This is a genomic window from Paenibacillus sp. FSL H8-0317, from assembly GCF_045040685.1.
In the GTDB taxonomy this organism is placed as follows: domain Bacteria; phylum Bacillota; class Bacilli; order Paenibacillales; family Paenibacillaceae; genus Paenibacillus.
Map to the genome: position 1 here is coordinate 4817665 of NZ_CP150294.1, position 17170 is coordinate 4834834.

The 17170-nt window shown below is 40.2% G+C and carries 20 protein-coding genes; 6 read left to right on the forward strand and 14 right to left on the reverse strand.

The annotated features are described in order from the left end of the window. Nucleotides 1-173 precede the first annotated feature (173 nt). The 3 genes from cdiI to MHB43_RS21600 form a co-directional block, all read right to left on the reverse strand. Nucleotides 174-551 (reverse strand): ribonuclease toxin immunity protein CdiI, encoded by a 378-nt coding sequence (gene cdiI, locus MHB43_RS21590; RefSeq protein ID WP_405117959.1) that lies wholly within the window; start codon nt 549-551, stop codon nt 174-176. A gap of 71 nt (nt 552-622) precedes the next feature. Then, complete coding sequence (locus MHB43_RS21595; protein WP_405117960.1) at nt 623-1108, reverse strand: hypothetical protein; 486 nt, start codon at nt 1106-1108, stop codon at nt 623-625. 3 nt (nt 1109-1111) lie between these two features. Continuing rightward, complete coding sequence (locus MHB43_RS21600; protein ID WP_405117961.1) at nt 1112-2401, reverse strand: WXG100 family type VII secretion target; 1290 nt, start codon at nt 2399-2401, stop codon at nt 1112-1114. 608 nt (nt 2402-3009) lie between these two features. On the opposite strand from MHB43_RS21600, the gene MHB43_RS21605 reads away from it, so the two are divergent. After that, nucleotides 3010-3573, forward strand: a complete 564-nt coding sequence (locus tag MHB43_RS21605) for a DUF4879 domain-containing protein (RefSeq protein ID WP_405117962.1) — start codon at nt 3010-3012, stop codon at nt 3571-3573. Between the two features lie 203 nt (nt 3574-3776). Here MHB43_RS21605 and yaaA read toward each other — a convergent pair whose 3' ends face one another. The 8 genes from yaaA to MHB43_RS21645 all read right to left on the reverse strand — a co-directional run bounded on the left by yaaA (nt 3777) and on the right by MHB43_RS21645 (nt 9597). Further along, nucleotides 3777-4529, reverse strand: coding sequence for a peroxide stress protein YaaA (gene yaaA, locus MHB43_RS21610; RefSeq protein ID WP_405117963.1), 753 nt, complete (start codon nt 4527-4529; stop codon nt 3777-3779). A 214-nt stretch (nt 4530-4743) separates the two neighbouring features. Then, entirely contained in the window at nt 4744-5622 is an 879-nt protein-coding gene (locus MHB43_RS21615; protein ID WP_083669817.1) for a prohibitin family protein, read from the reverse strand. Nucleotides 5623-6156: 534 nt separating this feature from the next. Next, nucleotides 6157-6597, reverse strand: coding sequence for a hypothetical protein (locus MHB43_RS21620; RefSeq protein ID WP_339177741.1), 441 nt, complete (start codon nt 6595-6597; stop codon nt 6157-6159). A gap of 54 nt (nt 6598-6651) precedes the next feature. Beyond that, the gene (locus tag MHB43_RS21625; RefSeq protein WP_339177743.1) at nt 6652-7053 is read right to left on the reverse strand and encodes a DUF4279 domain-containing protein; all 402 of its coding nucleotides are present in this window, start codon (nt 7051-7053) and stop codon (nt 6652-6654) included. A gap of 217 nt (nt 7054-7270) precedes the next feature. After that, nucleotides 7271-7726, reverse strand: coding sequence for a hypothetical protein (locus tag MHB43_RS21630; protein WP_339177745.1), 456 nt, complete (start codon nt 7724-7726; stop codon nt 7271-7273). Nucleotides 7727-7961: 235 nt separating this feature from the next. Next, the gene (locus tag MHB43_RS21635; RefSeq protein WP_339177747.1) at nt 7962-8243 is read right to left on the reverse strand and encodes a hypothetical protein; all 282 of its coding nucleotides are present in this window, start codon (nt 8241-8243) and stop codon (nt 7962-7964) included. 63 nt (nt 8244-8306) lie between these two features. Beyond that, complete coding sequence (locus MHB43_RS21640) at nt 8307-8666, reverse strand: hypothetical protein (RefSeq protein WP_339177750.1); 360 nt, start codon at nt 8664-8666, stop codon at nt 8307-8309. A 256-nt stretch (nt 8667-8922) separates the two neighbouring features. Next, complete coding sequence (locus MHB43_RS21645) at nt 8923-9597, reverse strand: hypothetical protein (RefSeq protein WP_339177752.1); 675 nt, start codon at nt 9595-9597, stop codon at nt 8923-8925. 399 nt (nt 9598-9996) lie between these two features. Between MHB43_RS21645 and MHB43_RS21650 the strand changes: the two genes are divergently transcribed. From MHB43_RS21650 to MHB43_RS21670, 5 genes are all read left to right on the forward strand, one after another. Then, nucleotides 9997-10767 (forward strand): hypothetical protein, encoded by a 771-nt coding sequence (locus MHB43_RS21650; RefSeq protein ID WP_339177754.1) that lies wholly within the window; start codon nt 9997-9999, stop codon nt 10765-10767. Nucleotides 10768-11091: 324 nt separating this feature from the next. Next, nucleotides 11092-11418: a hypothetical protein gene (locus MHB43_RS21655; RefSeq protein ID WP_339177756.1), complete on the forward strand. Its 327-nt coding sequence runs from the start codon at nt 11092-11094 to the stop codon at nt 11416-11418. A gap of 62 nt (nt 11419-11480) precedes the next feature. After that, on the forward strand, nt 11481-12026 hold the full coding sequence (locus MHB43_RS21660) for a LytTR family DNA-binding domain-containing protein (RefSeq protein WP_405117964.1): 546 nt from the start codon (nt 11481-11483) through the stop codon (nt 12024-12026). Nucleotides 12027-12164: 138 nt separating this feature from the next. Then, on the forward strand, nt 12165-13010 hold the full coding sequence (locus MHB43_RS21665) for an ABC transporter ATP-binding protein (RefSeq protein WP_339177761.1): 846 nt from the start codon (nt 12165-12167) through the stop codon (nt 13008-13010). Beyond that, on the forward strand, nt 13007-13717 hold the full coding sequence (locus MHB43_RS21670; RefSeq protein ID WP_405117965.1) for an ABC transporter permease: 711 nt from the start codon (nt 13007-13009) through the stop codon (nt 13715-13717). The genes MHB43_RS21665 and MHB43_RS21670 overlap by 4 nt, the downstream gene beginning before the upstream one ends. A gap of 122 nt (nt 13718-13839) precedes the next feature. Here MHB43_RS21670 and MHB43_RS21675 read toward each other — a convergent pair whose 3' ends face one another. The 3 genes from MHB43_RS21675 to MHB43_RS21685 all read right to left on the reverse strand — a co-directional run bounded on the left by MHB43_RS21675 (nt 13840) and on the right by MHB43_RS21685 (nt 17152). Further along, nucleotides 13840-14727, reverse strand: a complete 888-nt coding sequence (locus MHB43_RS21675; RefSeq protein WP_405117966.1) for a cell wall hydrolase — start codon at nt 14725-14727, stop codon at nt 13840-13842. Between the two features lie 278 nt (nt 14728-15005). Further along, nucleotides 15006-16223 carry an MFS transporter gene (locus MHB43_RS21680; RefSeq protein ID WP_036614537.1) on the reverse strand — a complete coding sequence of 406 codons (1218 nt, stop codon included), beginning with the start codon at nt 16221-16223 and terminating at the stop codon, nt 15006-15008. A gap of 113 nt (nt 16224-16336) precedes the next feature. Continuing rightward, nucleotides 16337-17152 carry a carbohydrate ABC transporter permease gene (locus MHB43_RS21685; RefSeq protein WP_336763637.1) on the reverse strand — a complete coding sequence of 272 codons (816 nt, stop codon included), beginning with the start codon at nt 17150-17152 and terminating at the stop codon, nt 16337-16339. Nucleotides 17153-17170: the final 18 nt, after the last annotated feature.

The following is a 17170-nucleotide window of genomic DNA, read 5'->3' on the forward strand; positions in this document are numbered from 1 at the left end:
GGAAGAGCTTTCGGATTTTTAGTACACCAATCGGGGTCATACAGTAACGTTTTTAGTGCTTGCATATCTTCCCAACTGTACAGCCAATACTTGGACTATGAATACTATGGACGTATAAGATAAACGAACTTTCGTTGTTCCTCGCAAATGATTTATGATTCACAATCAGTGAGTTAAGAATGTAAACCCAATCTTTTTTTAACCATTTCTAATAATTTATAAATCTCCGGTTTAGCTTCTGGGTGCTCCTCCACGTACTTCTCACTGTAAATCATCAAATAGTTATAAAATTCATCATGCTCCATCACCGCCATTACATCTTCATCATATGCTGGCGGCTCTCCAATAAAACACACTTTCTGATCACCAATATACTCTTCCTGTTCTGGCATATGATAGGATGAAAATTGTACCTCCAGTGGACCTGAACCATACCCATGTCTCTCATGATCTCCGAAGTGTGTTAAAGCTCTCGGAAAATCAATAATCCAGAAATAAGATTCGACTAATCTATCTATTTCAGATTTTTTTGTCAATAATTTATACATCATCTATCTCTTCCTAAATATTAATCGGAATGCAGAATCAATATGCTTTATGTTTTTTTGTCGTCATTTAGAAGTTAGTCTTTGGGATTTTTATAACACCAATCCGGGTCATACGGTAAAGATTTCAGTTTTTGTATGTCCTCCCAGCTGTATACCCAATCATTGTCTGCAATCCAAAAAAAATTATCGGGATTCAGCTTGAGATATTCATAAATAAAATGAAGTATTAATTCTTGATTATCATAGATATCCTCAATGTGCCCAACTTGGCATAGTGATACATTAGGATCTAAACCTAAATCTTCGTGATAATAAAATTCAGTGCTTGGGCTACTAATGCTGTGAATATGGAAAATCAATGAGGATTCATTGTCCCCTGTAAATGACTTATGATTAATATTCAGCGTTGTATATAGGAACTCTCCTTCATTTGTATATGTTTTATTATTATAGAAATAAAGAGCTGCGTCCGAATGAAAAGCTGCAACAATAGTATCAGCTAGAAGCTGCTCTGGAGAATATTTATCTTTCTTTGTTAAAATAACAGCTGAAGTCCCCATGTTTTACTTCAATACCTCCTTGAGTTCATCTAAAGAGTTCACAACAGTAACACCTTTAGATTTGATTAATTCCAATTTTATCAAATCATTCGGATGTGGATTAGTCAACGGCTTGTCAATATATAAAATAACCTTCTTCTGGTCGTAGTTAAAGAAATCCTGGTGTTTTACATTAACGTATTTATCAAACTGTTCCACATCCGTGATGGCTTTCAATGATTTTTTAACTTCAATAATCTCATGTTTAGTTACTACATCAAAATCCCCTGCAGGATTGCCATCGGCCCTTTGAATTTTCTGGCTGAAGGCTGTAACTTCCTTACTTTCTCTTACAGCGTAAGCAGCTTTGGCTTCAGTTGCTTTTCCTGAGTCCTTACTGTTTAACAATTGATCAATGTCTCGATTAATATTTTTGGGATGCTGATCATCCCAATGCAGCACATTACCGACTGGATTGGTGTATGTCGTTTTGTTTCCTTCTTTAACTATACTACCGATATTAGAAGCTTGCCCTGTGACCTCAGAACCCTTCTTCTGCTCATTCGCTTTCCTCGCTTCCAGATTCTTTTTAATCTTCGCCACAGCTGGATGAGAAGAAGGCAAACGAAACGGCCCTTTGCCACCCGGCATACTCCCGCGAACCATCTGAAATGCCATAAATAGCTGGCTGAACTTCAGAGAAGTCAACATGATTTGAGCATATTTATCGGATACAGGCTCGCCTGTGAAGGGATGAATTCCATTTTCAAAGGCTTTGATCTGCATCGCATAAATATCTTCTCCTGGCGCTTCAGCATCCGTAGCTTGCATCCGATTGATATCCAAATGCCCCTGATCCTTCATATATGCCTGAAGGGCTGCCTGATCCGTAACACCATTCTCGTTCACAGGCATCCACATCAGCTTCCCATACACATTGACTTGCGCCATCCGGTAGCCTTTATCCTCCGTACTCGCATCATTACCCAAGGTCTTCATCATTACTCCCGCACCCACAGCGCCAACAGCACTTCCAAGACTCACCTTTTCAGCATCGACATTCTCAAATCGCGTAGCGATCTCCTTGAGTTCCTTGGAGATGCCCACCATACTCTCCAGTGCTTTATCCAATATAGGGCGCGACTGTTCAAACTCATAGTAGAATCGCTCCTGCGTCGCCCCCGTCCACATCATCTGAACGAACATGATCTGTCTCGTCAGTTCACTGCGAATATGCTCCAACTGTTGTCTGGCCTGATCCACCTGATTGGATACATGATGTAGTTGCTCAGGAGTCACCTTAATTGTACTCATCCGTTTTCACCGCTCATCTGATATATGATTAACCTATGTTAGCAGAAGTACTAGTACAATACATCCGCCTAACCTCCTGATTTCACTGCATGAATCTACGCTCAGAATGATTTATATCCGTCCTTCAGCCCCATAGGATCTCTTTGTAGGTATATATTGTTCCTGAGGAATGTCCTTCAATTTGACGACTAAAGGATACTATGGCAATTTACTGCGATGAGCAGCATGATTTAATAAATAATAGAATTAATGAAATACTTGACTTAAAGTGATAGATAGGGGTACTATATGTTTGTATAAATGGAATATATTACAATTTAAATATCTATTTTGGAATCTTATATTATCAAGATGGGTATCAGAGCCTATCATAACTAAGATATCAATGCGTATAAATGAGTTTTACATTTTGTCTGCAACACATAATCATTGGCAGGCATTCATTTTACATATACATTCCTACTTCATAGAGTTTTCTAGCCTGTAGAGTTCTATCATTTTCATAAGAGAGGAGGGCAAGAGGCTTTAAGCTGCAAGCAGGTCTATTTGTCGTAACCGCATGTTCTTGTAAAAGAATACCCATAACAAGAAAGGTGGAATTTATTGCTATGAGAAAATTGATTAGTTTAGCTCTTATTCTTGTTCTAATGCTTTCATTTAATGTAGCTGCCTATGCAAACGGTGATGTGACTCAAGCCAAACCTATGACAAAGGAAGAAATTATTAATTCCAAAGAATTCCGTGAAGCTGTGAAAGCGGCTAAGGCTGAATTTGAATCGCAGAAGGCTGATAATGTGGGTGGTCCAGTTCTGTTTGCGCCTGCTCCGAAAGTATCTCACATTAATGTATACGGTGTCGTATCTCCTAATGGCGGTCAAGAAATTTACGGCTTCAATAACAACCCACTGTCCACAACCAATGATCATGGTGGGGCTTGGATTCAGTGTATTACTTTCCAGATCGGTTATGACAGCAGTCACTACGGCACACTCGCCGGCAATACAATGACAAACAACTGGTCTGAAGCTATTGATCTGGACGGTGACCGTGTCGTAGATGCTTGGGCCTATTCTTGGGTTTATGAAGCGCCTACTACAGGGGGACAATTTGTAGGTACAGTCTATTCCATTAATATTCCAACACAGTGGACCGCTTGGATTAATGTTCGTTAACAGGAAGGATGTAATATGAATATTGGAGGAATTGGCTATCCTGGTTCTATCCTGAGGAATACGGGAAATAAGCCCAAAAGCTCATCAGCTTTGGACATGGATTTGATTCTTGATCAGGCGCAGGGATATACAACCCCTGCGTCTTTTCTCATTGTGACCTTAAAGGGCCGACTTTTTATAGGAACCCACCATTGTACAGCAGGCTACTGTCCCTCTGCTTGTATGAATACATACGTACTCTCGTCGGATCGTTCTTCTGAAAAAGCAAAGTTTAACCGATTAAAGTTTCTTACGTCCTTCACATCTGTAATCTTATGCTCTGCCATATAACGTACCATTTCACCTCTGGCCATTTTAGCCCAGGTTGCCTTTTCAACAAGCTTCCCATTGACCATTTGTCCGAATACACATGTAATGAACCGGGTTCCCTCACTCAGAAAAGGTGTGATATTTTTGCTGTACTCTTTGGAAGCCAGATTCAGAATATAATTGCTTTCTGATTGAAGCTGATCTGCGAGTTTGCTACCCCAGAATTGATAGAGCGTTTTGAAGCCCGGACCTTGCAGCTTGCCCTGCATCTCCAACCGATAAGGGGTAACCCCATCCAAAGGCCGCAACATGCCATAAAAACCGGATAATATGCGTAAATGCTGCTGAAGATACTCTAATTCCTCATTTTGAAAAACACCCGGAGCCATATATTGATACTGAATGCCCTCATAGGCATAGATGGCTGGCGTAAGATTTGCTTTTATATTCATATTCTGAATCCGTTCCACGTTCTGTTCGGCGATTGCATCGTTACACTTCCACATCGCTTTGAGTTCGTCATAGGATAACTTTTGAAGCAGACTCAATAGCTGTTCTGACTCGTTTATAAACTGCGGCATCTGTGCGATAGCCATAAGATCGGTATCAATCTTCATCTTTTTAGCTGGTGATATGATAATTCTCATCGTGCTGATCCATCCTTAATCTACCGTTGTTTTTGTCGTTATCCATTGTACAGGATTGGACAGGCGAATCCAATGCCAAGGCTTAACTAAATCCCTCATGGTACCTTTGAAAAGACTTAAAATGAACAAGTCAGCCCACGATTGGACCGGCTTGTTCATTAGAATTCAACACATTCAATTGGTGAGAAAGCAAGGGATGCATTTCAAACCGCTATTAGGGAGATACGCTCCCCCCGCCGCTATTTTGCTCTGTTTTTGTAGTCGGCAATTGAATCATTGGCGTATTTGACCCACTTACATATGGAAGGGCTCCATCCCATTTCTTAATGGTTTCATATTCAACGAGTTGACTCGATAATGATTGTTGAAGTTCTTTATTTGCTTTAGCTTGACCTTCTGCTTCGATCAATAGTTTGTCTGCATTACCCTGCGCTTCCACGCGCTTACGATCTGCTTCTTTCTTGGCGATCTCCAGTTCAGTCGTTTTACGTTCCAGTTCTTGAGAAGCTTCAACACGCTTATCGATTGCTTCCTGAGTCTTGGCGTCAGGTTGAGGAACACCTACAGTAACGTTGGATACAATAAAGCCTAATTCTTTAACGTCATCAGAAAAACGTTGTTGCACATCCACTCCTGCTTCGGATGACTTTTCACCATACACATCAATGACTGTAAACTTGGAAATCCCCTTACGAGCTGCGTCACGGAAACGTGTTTTGAGATATGTATCCTCAATTTCTTGAATGCTAATTGGCCCAAATGTATTAAAGATAGAAGATACTTTACTTGGTTCTACTTGGTAGTTGTAAGCAAAATCGATTGTGATGTTTTTCCCGTCAGAAGTAGCAATCTGAATATCTCTGTATTCCACCGTTTGAATTCGGATCGGATATTTCGTCACTTTATCAAACGCTCCAACGAGTTTCCACCCTTGACTCAGTGTGCTATCTTTTACGCCTCCATTTGGTGAATAAACGACCCCAACATATCCATTAGGAATTCGTGTTAAAAAGAAGGTCACCATTAGCACTCCCACAATAATAACTAATGCAACCGCAATTGCCCCTACCCTAAACGTCTTTGAATTTTTCATCACCATTCTCCTCTTGTTTGAATTTATTGTATTTCTTCAGAATTCTACTACCTATTTTATTGAATAGCGGGAACATTAATGACCATAGAATAAATGCTAGGATAAAAATTAAAATGATTCCCCCAATAAATGGCATATCCGTCCTCCCCTCTATGGATGTAACCGAGTACAAATTTATAAATGGTAACTAATTATATCCTCCTTTATATATACTTTGTAAATTCATATTAGGTTTCAAGGATATTCCGCGCTTGAACTACTATTAGGTAAAGTAGAGAAGAAAATAGTGAGTGATAGTGACGTCCTGTACCCGGTTATTTCTATATAAAGAAAGTAATCATCAATTCATCTGGGTATTATGGATCAGGAGTTGTATCCATTGCTCTTCTCTGTAGGTGTACACATATTCTAAATAAACTGCCCTACTGTCACAAAAAAAGAGCCATCAAAATGTTTAATGGCATCTTCGAATGAGTAATGATACGAACCAAAATTAAAACTATAAATTTATATCACAGGTTACCATCTTATGAGCTAAAACTCACTTTTAGATGATTTAAACCTTTCTAAGTCATAGTATGGATTTGAAATATGATCTCCAACCTCCATAATCGTCTCTTTAATCTCGTTTAAAATTATCAAATCTATATTATCTTCTTTACTTATAGACTCTTTAATTTTAATAAAACAATTCTTCAAACCAAGGTTAACAACAATAGAGAGTATGATATCTACATCTTCGTAGTAATTAGTATTCCATAACTTCCTCATTAAGACATCTATCTCATTTCTAGTTTTATCCTCTAAAAGCTCATAAGTCATGATTTGTCGATCTGTTAATTCGGATAGGATTAACAAAAAAACTTTTTTATCAAGAATCTTATTTTCAAAATCTTTTAAAGCATTCCTGAACAAAGACAGTAAAACTTCTGTAGGTAACCTATCCGCTAATTTCTCAATATCTCCAATATTCATTTAATCATTTCCCTTGTCCTCTGTATGTATTTTCAGAATGACTTGTTTCCATTGCTACAGAATATACAAATCAAAATCAAACTCTGCGTTCAAATCATAGGCTATACCAATTGCCTTTTTCTCAATAGTAATCGCAGGGGTCTCATTATGCATAATCCTAATCGAGAAGCTAAACCGAAAATTCAAATTATGCTTCATTCTCAAGGTTTTCAACTTTTCTATATGTGGCTCCAAAAGATTGAGTATGTGATTCAATTGCTGATTGATATCAAAAGATTCCTGATAGTCCGTCTCCAAAAACCAACAGGTTTCCTTTCGATACAAATCTCTATCATCAATCTTTTCTCCTTTTATATAGGTTCCAGATGGTTCAATTCCAATCTGTTCTGTGATTAACTTCGGTTCGAAATGATCTCCTGTAATGATAAATTCAGCCATAATATTCGTTTTGTCCATATATGATCCTCCCAACTTTATTCATATATCAAAAACCTGAACTGCAAGAGTACTACCTTCTTTATTGATACATTTTATTATCATATTTGAACATCTTACTTATCTTTAAATTTAAATTAGCGAATTTTAAATGACCACATTTTGTCCCTCGACATATTCCCCCATGTAGTAAAAGCAACTGGTGAGTCTTCAGATATGTATTGGTTGAACAATAGACTTAAATTAAATGAATAGGAAGTCCCCAAGTATCCAAGTAAAAAGTAATGTCCGATTTATCTATTAAGAAGATTTCTTCCCCTACACCAGGTAATTCAACGGAGATATACATATTTCCACCCTCCTCAAACTTCTTAGTTATTGAGCCTGACAGAGGATCTCTTGTTAGTTCTTTATTAATTGAAACGATGTGTAGATACTTACCTTGATTTAGAGATTGGTAGCTTATTGCATCTCCTTCTTTTAAATTTGTGCATGACTGACTTTCGAACTGTTCTGTTTGAGTACTCTCTGTAGACTTTTGAGGGTTATTGACGGTAACTAAGCACACATTACCTTTTAGTTCAACAGATTTTACATGCCTGCTAGTTTCTACGGGAACCGGATCTTTCATCATAAAAAACACCAGAATGATTACTGTAATCAATAATAAACCTATAAATAATCCTTTTCTCAAATATGACCCTCCTTCTATTTAGCAACGTACCATTTACCCTCTTTCCATCTTGGCCCGGGATGCAGTTGCTTTCAGATTAAAGATGATCTGAGAGTTTGCTACCCCAAAATTGATAAAGCGAGCTGAAACCCGGACCTTGCAACTTATCCTTGCATATCCAACAGATAAGGTCTAACCCATCCAAAGGACGTAATATTCCATAAAACCGAATAATATCGGACATACCATTGAAGAATTATGGATCAGGCCATAGTTGTACCCATTTCGTTTCTCTGTAGGTGTAGACATATTCCTGTGGGTTATCCTCCAATTTGACGACTACAGGATACTGTGGCATTTTACTGCGACGAGCAGTGATGCTAATGATATCATGTTCATCCATACCCTTTTCAACGATTAAATACGTTCTTAAACCATCTTCAAGCTCCTTCATATCATTCTTATAGGAGCCATACCATGTGACTGAAGCTACAACTATTAGTGCAATTACAATCAATGCTCCCTTTAGAAATTTCATTTTATTCACCTCACTTTAGCCTGTAGTTTGTAATTCTATTAATATTCCCGCTTATTATCACCATCATTTGGTAACCACTATCTTTTCCGATTTTCCTTCCCAATCAATCTGAACTAGAAATTCATTCTCATCCAAAAACGGGGACATCCCTTCAGCTTTTCCTCTGATCACAGTATTAAAAGGAACTTCTCCTGTAGAATGAATATTTTCGCTCATAAATTTGGTTTTAACTTTTTCAATTAATGAAGGATTATCTCCTAAGTACCTAATTTCATATTCATAGCTTGCTACATCGCTATTACTTTGAACTGTACATGAGACACGCCAATTCTCACTCTCTCCTGTATATGAAGTGACTTTGTTTGAACAAGCGGATGCTGTCAATAGAAGAAGAAAAAGCAAAAAAAAGGATACTCTCTTCATAATAAATCCTCCTTTATAGTCAAGCTATAGTAAATAATAAATTAGCAAAATAAGAGATCATAACAAATTACATCTAAGGAAATTAGAGAATTAACATGAATTTCAAGAAGATTATGGTCGCCATTTTTGCAGTAACTCTCATCTTTTCAAATATCAATCCTGTTATGGCAACACAGGACGAACCAGACTTTGACACAAGCAAATATACTATTGTAAAAAAGACTGTCGCATTTGTATGACAATCTGCCAAAGTGATCTATAACACTCCGTTCAAGCCACCGAATAACCGCCCTAGAACATCAAAATATATGATGATGAAAGACATTATTATAGATATTGGTAGTATAATCAAAAATTTAAGTCTTTTCGTAGGAACAATAAATAATAAAATAATGACCATGATTAGATATATTCCCATAAGTATTGGGATCAAATAGTAATGAGTATGCTCGGGCAAGTAAGCATCGCGCAATTGATACCCTTCGGACAGTAGAGCTGTGATTGGAAGGGATAACACTAGACTAGGTACAGTTCCATTGCCTCGTGCATACCACATCACATAAGCACACATCGGAGATACTACTGCACACATCCCCCAAAAAATAATTTCTTTCATTGGAACGAAATGTAGAAAAAACACGGTGTATAGATAATAAACAGTTAGTAGCGACACAAAAAAGAAGAATACCTTAACTGCTGCTAGTTTAGGAGAATAACTAATAACCGATATGAGTGTGGCAACAAAAATCCAAATACCTAGACGCCCACCAATATCGTCAAATATGGGGTTAATCCCCTGAGCATCCACAAGCTTTGCCGCTAAACCTAAAATCACTCCGATCGTTATCGCACATACAATTGAAAAAACTTTTTGTTTAGTAGTGGATTGGTTTTCAGCTCTAATTTGACTTAACTCTTTATGTATTCCCACTTCAACCCTCCAACTTCCATAATTCCTATATTCTAACACAACCGATCCAGCCTGTAGAATCTGTTCGATCTGTTCCTCCGATAAATTTCATTGTTATTCTTCTAAAATGGTTCTATGTATCCACTCATAACCGACCCTGGTCCTTACCGAACAGAAATCCCCACTTTGTCGCATGGGTCCTTATATCTAAATCACTATATCCACTCGTCAATCTTCTATTACCTGAAGTTAGGTCGTTATTCTCATTATCTCAATGCGCCATTTTGCTATGATTATTATTACTTTGACCGTAAATCTATTCCACCAATATCATATCAGGCCATATTATTTTCAGATAACAACTAGGTGGGTTGATGAACTTATTTAATTTTATTTTAGAGAGAAAGGGTGTCTCATCCTATGTTTATTGTTCAATTACTGCTCGCTATCGCACTTCTGGGTAGCTCAGGTAGCTCAAATCATGCCACTTCTACACAACTAGAAATCAATCAAATACAGCCTATGGATGCTTCTTCTGGACAAGTCATGGAAACCGGTTTAGAACCTTTCCGGTCCGAACGCAATTATAATGGATGGGAGCCAGAACTAGATCAATTCGAGCAGGCCGCCAGCAGTCTTCAGAACAGGCTATTTGAAAGTGTTGTGTCACCGATCCTATCCAAACCTGGCGATACAGGAATATTTGATTATGGCGGGAATCTGAAATTACTAAAGTCTGTGCCTCTGAATACACGTTTTGAACGTGGCCCACTAACCATTCATATTGTTCATGCCCAATTATTAGAGGCTAGTGACATTCCTGAGGATTCACAGAAAAACATTTCCATTCTAAATCGAGAAGATATCGGTTCCAAGATCACTTATATTAATATTCTCTATACTGTTGAAAATACTACGGATCAGAATATCGGTTTTTACGGCTTAAACTCCATTCATCCAAACACGGGAAAGCCGATCTCCGCAGATCGCAATTTTATGAGAAAATCATATGTCTATAATCAGTATGATGGCGTAGTTATTGATAATACGAATTACGGTTTGGTATATACCGATGACCCTGATAAGTTGGAATCCATTGAACTTGTATTCAACAAAGTCTATGACTACGATACTGGAAAAACCATTGTAGAGCCCACTTTGTTGGAAATTCCTTTTGCTGTTCAAGAGTAGTGTAAACACAGCTCCATCGCACATTATGACAAAACTACTACTCTAAAAACCACCCTAATTCATTGAACTGCACCTCCAATTGGTAATTGTGTCTAACAATTGGGGTGCAGTTCATTCATTTGGAGTGGTTTTTTGTTTATATATCCATGGTATCCAATCGCTTTTCGTATGCAATGCTGCTACGTCCAACCGATTGCTGGAGACTCTCATTATTGATATGCCTGATCGAGGATCTAAATCATCTCAATTGAAGCTGACAAAAAATAACTTCAACATTATAATTGTTACATATTATCTAAAAGCAGTGATGACCAGGAGGACAAGATGCAATTTCAACCAGTGTATCATGATGGGGGACTATTTTTACCCAAAATCGAATTAAATATGGCATGTAACCAATCGATTGGCATTATAACAGACTTGAAGCGAAAACAGATTTTAATGAATCAACTGCAGGATCGTTCCCAATATTACATACTTCGAGCTCAACAAAACGAGTATACACAATTAACGGTGGAAGAATTAATCACTTTTCTAATCAACGTAACAGAGCGGAATGATCGTGCCACTATGTTATTGGATTATTTCGCTTTGAAAGAAGAACAGAAGGTAAAAATCAAGCATCTAAGCCCATCAAAAGAATGTATGTGACGTTGCTGCGCGTTTATTTTGCACATCAGCCTACACTGGTACTGGAGGAACCCTATTTTTATTTGGAAGAACAAGATCGTCGCCAGTTTAAACGGATTTTAGATGATCTTTCGAAACAAATACAGATTTTAATTTTAACTTCTAATTTAGAGGATGCTATGATTTCCTGTGATTCAATTTATCGTCTGAATGAATCCGGATTTCATCTATTGGATATTCGTGATTCAGAAGAGGATAAGCAATCAGTGCAGGAACAAGATCGAGCCAATATAACCTTGCAGAAGATTTATACGAAAAAAAATGACAAAGTGATTTTATTTAATCCGCCTGAAATTGATTACATAGAAAGTATGGATGGTTCAGTTCTTGTTCATGTAGGTGGAGAAAGTTTTATCTGTGCGCTGACGCTGACCGAGCTCGAGCAGAAATTGTTTAACTTCGGATTTTTTAGATGTCATCGATCCTATATTGTTAATCTACAGAAGGTAAGAGAGATTATTACATGGACGAAAAATAGCTACAGCTTGCGATTAAATACAGGACAAGATGCGATTGTTCCGTTATCTCGTTCAAAATTACAAGAATTAAAAACACATCTTAATATTTGATTTCCGGGGAAATATCGAATCTATCCAGCAATTAATGGTACCATTCAGCCGTTAACAGCTACATTTCGGCGGATTTCGATGGTTGGAGGCATGTAATCTTTATATGCTTAAGTCATCAACTCCAAGGAAGTGATATGCATGGATGTTATCCGAGTAGAACGTATTCGAAAGAGATTTGGAAATAAGAATGCATTATCAGAAGTATCTTTTTCAATTCCAAAAGGTGAAATTTTAGGTTTCCTGGGTCCAAGTGGTTCTGGAAAAACAACTTTAATTAAGATTTTAACTGCGCAATTAAATCCGACAAGTGGACAGGCAACTGTATTTAACCAGCCAGTGGCGATGATGCATCAGTCTGCACAGAAGATGCGCTTTGGTATTTTGTCAGATAACAGTGGTCTATATGAAAGATTATCGATAGATGAAAATCTGGAGTTGTATCGCCAATTATATGACCTTCCTAAAACTTCGATCGATACAGTATTGCAGTTTGTAAACTTAAGCGAAGAACGCAAAAAGAAAGTCATCCACTTATCGAAAGGGATGCGTCAGCGTGTTATGCTGGCATGCGCAATTATCCATGAGCCGGAATTATTATTTTTAGATGAACCTACTTCAGCTTTGGATCCGGTAAACTCCACACATATTTATAAAGGGCTACGCTACTTAAATGAGAAAGGGACAACAATTTTTCTAACGACACACGATATGTCAGAAGCGGAATTGTTATGTGACCGTGTAGCGATTTTGTATCAAGGAGAAATCCAAGCTATTGGCTCGCCTAAGGCGCTTAGAAAACAGCATCGGGAAAACGTCGTTTGTGTAGAATTGGTAAACGGGGAAACCTACGAGCTCCCGATGAATGAAGGAACGGCTGAGCAAATTGCCGATTGGATGAAGCGAGGCTTAATCGAGCGATTGGAATCGAAAGAGCCAAGTTTAGGCGATATCTTTATTAAAGTGACAGGAGGTGAACTGTTATGAGTATCTCGTTAAAACGTGCGAGAGCAATATTTGTAAAGGACTACAAAGAGTTTTCACGCAATTATGGCATTTCCATCATGTTGCTTGTTCCGATTCTATTCGCATTTCTTTTTCGCACTGCAGGCCCTTCTTTCCCTGGGGCAATAGGTTTTCTTCTAAATATTTCGTTTGTGCTCTTAACCTCTTTCGCACAAGCATGTTTGATCGCGGAAGAAAAGGAACGTAACACCTTACGATCATTAATGATGACTCCAGCCACAACGATGGATGTATTAGTTGGTAAAAGCACCTTAGTCTTTGTCATGTCTGCTATTGTTCTGGCTATTGCTACGTATATATTAGGCTATGAGCCACCTAGTATATGGGCATTTGCAATTGCAATCATTCTTTCAATAATTCTATACACAGCAGTAGGAACGATATGTGGTTTATTCTCTAAAACGGTCCTTGAAGCTTCATTATCAATCATTCCTGCAGCAATGGTATTTTCTGCTCCTCCTGTTGCAACAATCTTGTTTGGAGATTTCCCGATTTTTAAAATGCTGGATTATACACCAAGCATTCAACTTGTGACTTTGCTAAATATACCCAACGCAGGCTTTACATTTGGAGACCTATTTAAACCCCTCCTCATTATTTTGATATGGACGGTTGTATTAACGATTGTGTCTGTTATTTTGTATCAATGGCGGTTAAAGGATGAGTAGCCACTCCTCGCCTACACAACCAAAATATAAAACAAACCCCGGTACACGTCTGCATTCAGCAGCGTACGGCCGAGGTTCACCATTATCATTTCAAATATTACACCACATATCTCTACTTAAACTCATCTTGTAAAATCATGCTGCCCAATAGTCAGCAGCGTCGGCCTGCTCTTACTCCACACTGAAGTGGCAATCTTCGGATTGTAATAATACAGCGCTCCGTTCGTCGGATCAGCGCCATTCAATGCCTTACGAGCAGCCCTGTAAGAAGTCTGGGTTGGCTTGGTATTAAACTGCCCATCATCTATAGCCGTGAATTGCCCTTTCTGGAAAATAACCTTCGAAATAGACGACGGGAATTCACTCGAATGTACCCGATTCAACACAACCGCTCCTACTGCGACTTGTCCTTCAAAAGATTCTCCGCGCGCTTCACCATGGATCAGCTTCGCCAACTGGCGTAACGTCTCGCCTTCGGCTTTGGCCTTTTTGTTCAGCCTATTCAGCGTCGCTGGACCTGCAATGCCGTCTGCACTCAGTCCCTGCGCCTGCTGGAACTTGCGGACAGCACCTTTGGTGATGGTACCGTAATATCCAGTCATTCCAGCATCGAAGTAGCCCAGATCGCTTAATTGCTCCTGCAATTGCAGTACATGCTCGCTGCGAACGCCCTGTTCCAACTTCTGTGCTCCCGCTGAAGGAGCTGCCACGGTCAATCCCAGAGTCAATGCGCAGGCACCGAGAAGCATGCTGACCCGCCCTGCTCTTTTGCCAGCCATGTTCCCCTTCCCATGAGTGACTTTCCGACTGACAGTGATAGGCTCCATGTTGTCAGCAATCGTTAACAGATCTAACCCCTTATTCGTGCTATCAACTGTAGTGCGTTCATTACTGTTCATATGGCTAACCACCTTCATCTCTTTCATCTCACTCACGCTATCTAATTCACTTATCATATTCTTTTCATTGATTTCATTCGGTTGATCCATTCCAATATTGTTCTTCATCATTCCATTAACCTCCACTTTTCTGAATCCAGATCCCACTTCTTTGCCCTGAATCCTCACGGTTGGACATCCCGAGTGTCATTATAGGATATAGAAAAAATGAAGTCTATCGGACCGATGACGCAGTGAAAAAACGACGCTGAACATAGCAAAAAGAGGCATGAGCCCATGGTCACACCATGGTCATGCCCCTTCTTGTATCAACCATATACCGCTTGTCCAACCCATTATTTCCGTAGGCAGGCAGACCCGTACAAAAGTTGCGTTGTATTTATTGACAATTACTCGGCCAGTTCCTGACCCTTCGTTTCCCGGCCCCAGAACAGTACAGCCGCTGCTCCAATGAGGATTGTCACGAAGAAAATCGTGAAAATCAGGCTGATCGCAACTTCACGTTGAACCAGCATACCGACCATTAATGGGGCAAGTACACCACCGATTCGGCCAACCGATGTGGCAAGTCCAACACCTGTCGAACGAACGGAAGTCGGATACAATTCAGGGCTGTAGGCGTACAGACCACCCCAGGCTCCCAGATTGAAGAAGGAAAGACAGATTCCTGCGGTCAGGATTGTCGCTTCCGTTGTTGCCAGTCCAAACGCAATCGCACTGAATGCAGTTAAGGTAAGGTACACAACAAGTACGAACTTGCGACCGTAACGTTCAATGAAGTACGCCGCGGTGAAGTAACCTGGCAACTGTGCGATCGTCATGATCAGCACGTATTGGAAGCTTTTAACCAACGTGAATCCTTTTGCCATCACAACCGAAGGTAGCCACAGGAACATACCATAATAAGAGAAAATGACGGTAAACCACAAAATCCAGAGCATCAACGTTGTACGGCGATGTGGTGCTGACCAGACGGTAGCCACTTTCTCGCGGAACGTGATTTTATGAAGCTTGGTATGATTCTTGTACCGCGGCGGGTCCTGAATGGCACGACGCAGATATAGTGCATAGAACGCCGGAAGTGCACCAATGGCAAAAGCAATTCTCCATCCGTACTCCGGGATAACAAAGTTTGCAATCAGCGCGGATACAATCCAGCCCCCTGCCCAGAAACTTTCCAATAATACAACGGCACGTCCCCGTTCCGCTGTAGGCATCGACTCCGATACCAGTGTGGATGCCACGGGCAGCTCTCCGCCAAGTCCAATACCTGCAACCAGACGCAGTGCACACAATACGGCGAATCCAGTCGCCAATGCAGATAGACCGCTTGCAATGGTAAATATTAACAAGGTCCACATCAGAATGGCTTTCCGTCCAAAACGGTCCGCAAGTGCACCTGCAAGCAAAGCACCGAGCGCCATACCGATCGAGTTAATACTCGTAAGCACGCCGACTTGTCCGGGACTGAGACTCCATTCCTTGGCGAGTGCAGCCACGATAAAGGAGATCATACCAACTTCCATCGCATCAAACAGCCAGCTCATGCCGGCACTGAACAGCAGCTTGCGCTGCTTGGGATTCCGCAATACTTCCAGTTTGCTCATCACTTATAGCTCCCTTGATCTCTATGTAGTCATTCTGACACTAAATCATTATTATGCAGAATGCTCCAGAAATCAATGCAAAATAAGCTTTTCCTTCCGATTTCTGCGATACCTCACCCCTTGAGTGAACCCGCTGTCAGACCTGCTACAAAGTAACGCTGGAGTATAAGGAACAGCGCAATCATCGGAATGGTCGTTACCAGTACACCCGTAAGCATCATCGGATAGTTCGTCACGTATTCTCCGCGGAACTGCATAAGCGCGAGTGGTAACGTTAGCTTGGACTTACTGCTGAGCATTAACATCGGAATAAGCAAGTCATTCCAGACCATGACGAGCAGGAACGTAGCCGTTGCCGCCAGTGAAGGTGCAGCGAGTGGCAGTGCAATCCGGGTATAGAGTCTCCATTCACTTGCTCCATCCATACTACCCGCTTCCAGAATCTCCGAATTGAGCATGCGCATGAAACCTGTCAGCATAAATACTGAGACAGGCATCAGCATAGCCGCGGATACGACAATCAATCCCGTGAGACTGTCCGACCACCCGAGTGTACGCGTGAGAGAATAGATCGGCAGCATACTCACTTGGGATGGAACGATCAGACCTGCTACGAACAGAGCAAACACGATTTTACCTACACTACCGCCCCAGCGGACAATGGCGTAAGCAATCATGCTACTCAGCAACAACTCAATGGCAACCGTACCAAGCGTCACGACCAGACTGTTCCCGAAATATTGCCACATCGGCTGATTGCGGAACATGCCAGTGATGTTATCCCACGTAAACGGGTCCGGCCAGCTGAATGGACTGGTGAAGAAGTTGCTGCTTGTTTTGAACGAAGATACAAATACAAAGTACAGCGGCACCAGAATCAGCAGCGCGTACACTAATAGGATCAGGCGATTGAACCATTTTAAAAACATGTGAACTCCCTTCTGCCT

What these genes read in the sequence shown, in the direction of transcription:
- MHB43_RS21600 (WP_405117961.1), bottom strand. Translation starts at nt 2,401, where the DNA reads ATGAGTACAATTAAGGTGACTCCTGAGCAACTACATCATGTATCCAAT.
- MHB43_RS21625 (WP_339177743.1), bottom strand. Translation starts at nt 7,053, where the DNA reads ATGGACAAAACGAATATTATGGCTGAATTTATCATTACAGGAGATCAT.
- MHB43_RS21675 (WP_405117966.1), bottom strand. Translation starts at nt 14,727, where the DNA reads ATGATGAAGAACAATATTGGAATGGATCAACCGAATGAAATCAATGAA.
- MHB43_RS21680 (WP_036614537.1), bottom strand. Translation starts at nt 16,223, where the DNA reads ATGAGCAAACTGGAAGTATTGCGGAATCCCAAGCAGCGCAAGCTGCTG.
- MHB43_RS21665 (WP_339177761.1), top strand. Translation starts at nt 12,165, where the DNA reads ATGGATGTTATCCGAGTAGAACGTATTCGAAAGAGATTTGGAAATAAG.
- MHB43_RS21655 (WP_339177756.1), top strand. Translation starts at nt 11,092, where the DNA reads ATGCAATTTCAACCAGTGTATCATGATGGGGGACTATTTTTACCCAAA.
- MHB43_RS21615 (WP_083669817.1), bottom strand. Translation starts at nt 5,622, where the DNA reads ATGAAAAATTCAAAGACGTTTAGGGTAGGGGCAATTGCGGTTGCATTA.
- MHB43_RS21635 (WP_339177747.1), bottom strand. Translation starts at nt 8,243, where the DNA reads ATGAAATTTCTAAAGGGAGCATTGATTGTAATTGCACTAATAGTTGTA.
- MHB43_RS21620 (WP_339177741.1), bottom strand. Translation starts at nt 6,597, where the DNA reads ATGAATATTGGAGATATTGAGAAATTAGCGGATAGGTTACCTACAGAA.
- MHB43_RS21670 (WP_405117965.1), top strand. Translation starts at nt 13,007, where the DNA reads ATGAGTATCTCGTTAAAACGTGCGAGAGCAATATTTGTAAAGGACTAC.
- MHB43_RS21605 (WP_405117962.1), top strand. Translation starts at nt 3,010, where the DNA reads ATGAGAAAATTGATTAGTTTAGCTCTTATTCTTGTTCTAATGCTTTCA.
- MHB43_RS21595 (WP_405117960.1), bottom strand. Translation starts at nt 1,108, where the DNA reads ATGGGGACTTCAGCTGTTATTTTAACAAAGAAAGATAAATATTCTCCA.
- yaaA (WP_405117963.1), bottom strand. Translation starts at nt 4,529, where the DNA reads ATGAGAATTATCATATCACCAGCTAAAAAGATGAAGATTGATACCGAT.
- MHB43_RS21650 (WP_339177754.1), top strand. Translation starts at nt 9,997, where the DNA reads ATGTTTATTGTTCAATTACTGCTCGCTATCGCACTTCTGGGTAGCTCA.
- cdiI (WP_405117959.1), bottom strand. Translation starts at nt 551, where the DNA reads ATGATGTATAAATTATTGACAAAAAAATCTGAAATAGATAGATTAGTC.
- MHB43_RS21640 (WP_339177750.1), bottom strand. Translation starts at nt 8,666, where the DNA reads ATGAAGAGAGTATCCTTTTTTTTGCTTTTTCTTCTTCTATTGACAGCA.
- MHB43_RS21685 (WP_336763637.1), bottom strand. Translation starts at nt 17,152, where the DNA reads ATGTTTTTAAAATGGTTCAATCGCCTGATCCTATTAGTGTACGCGCTG.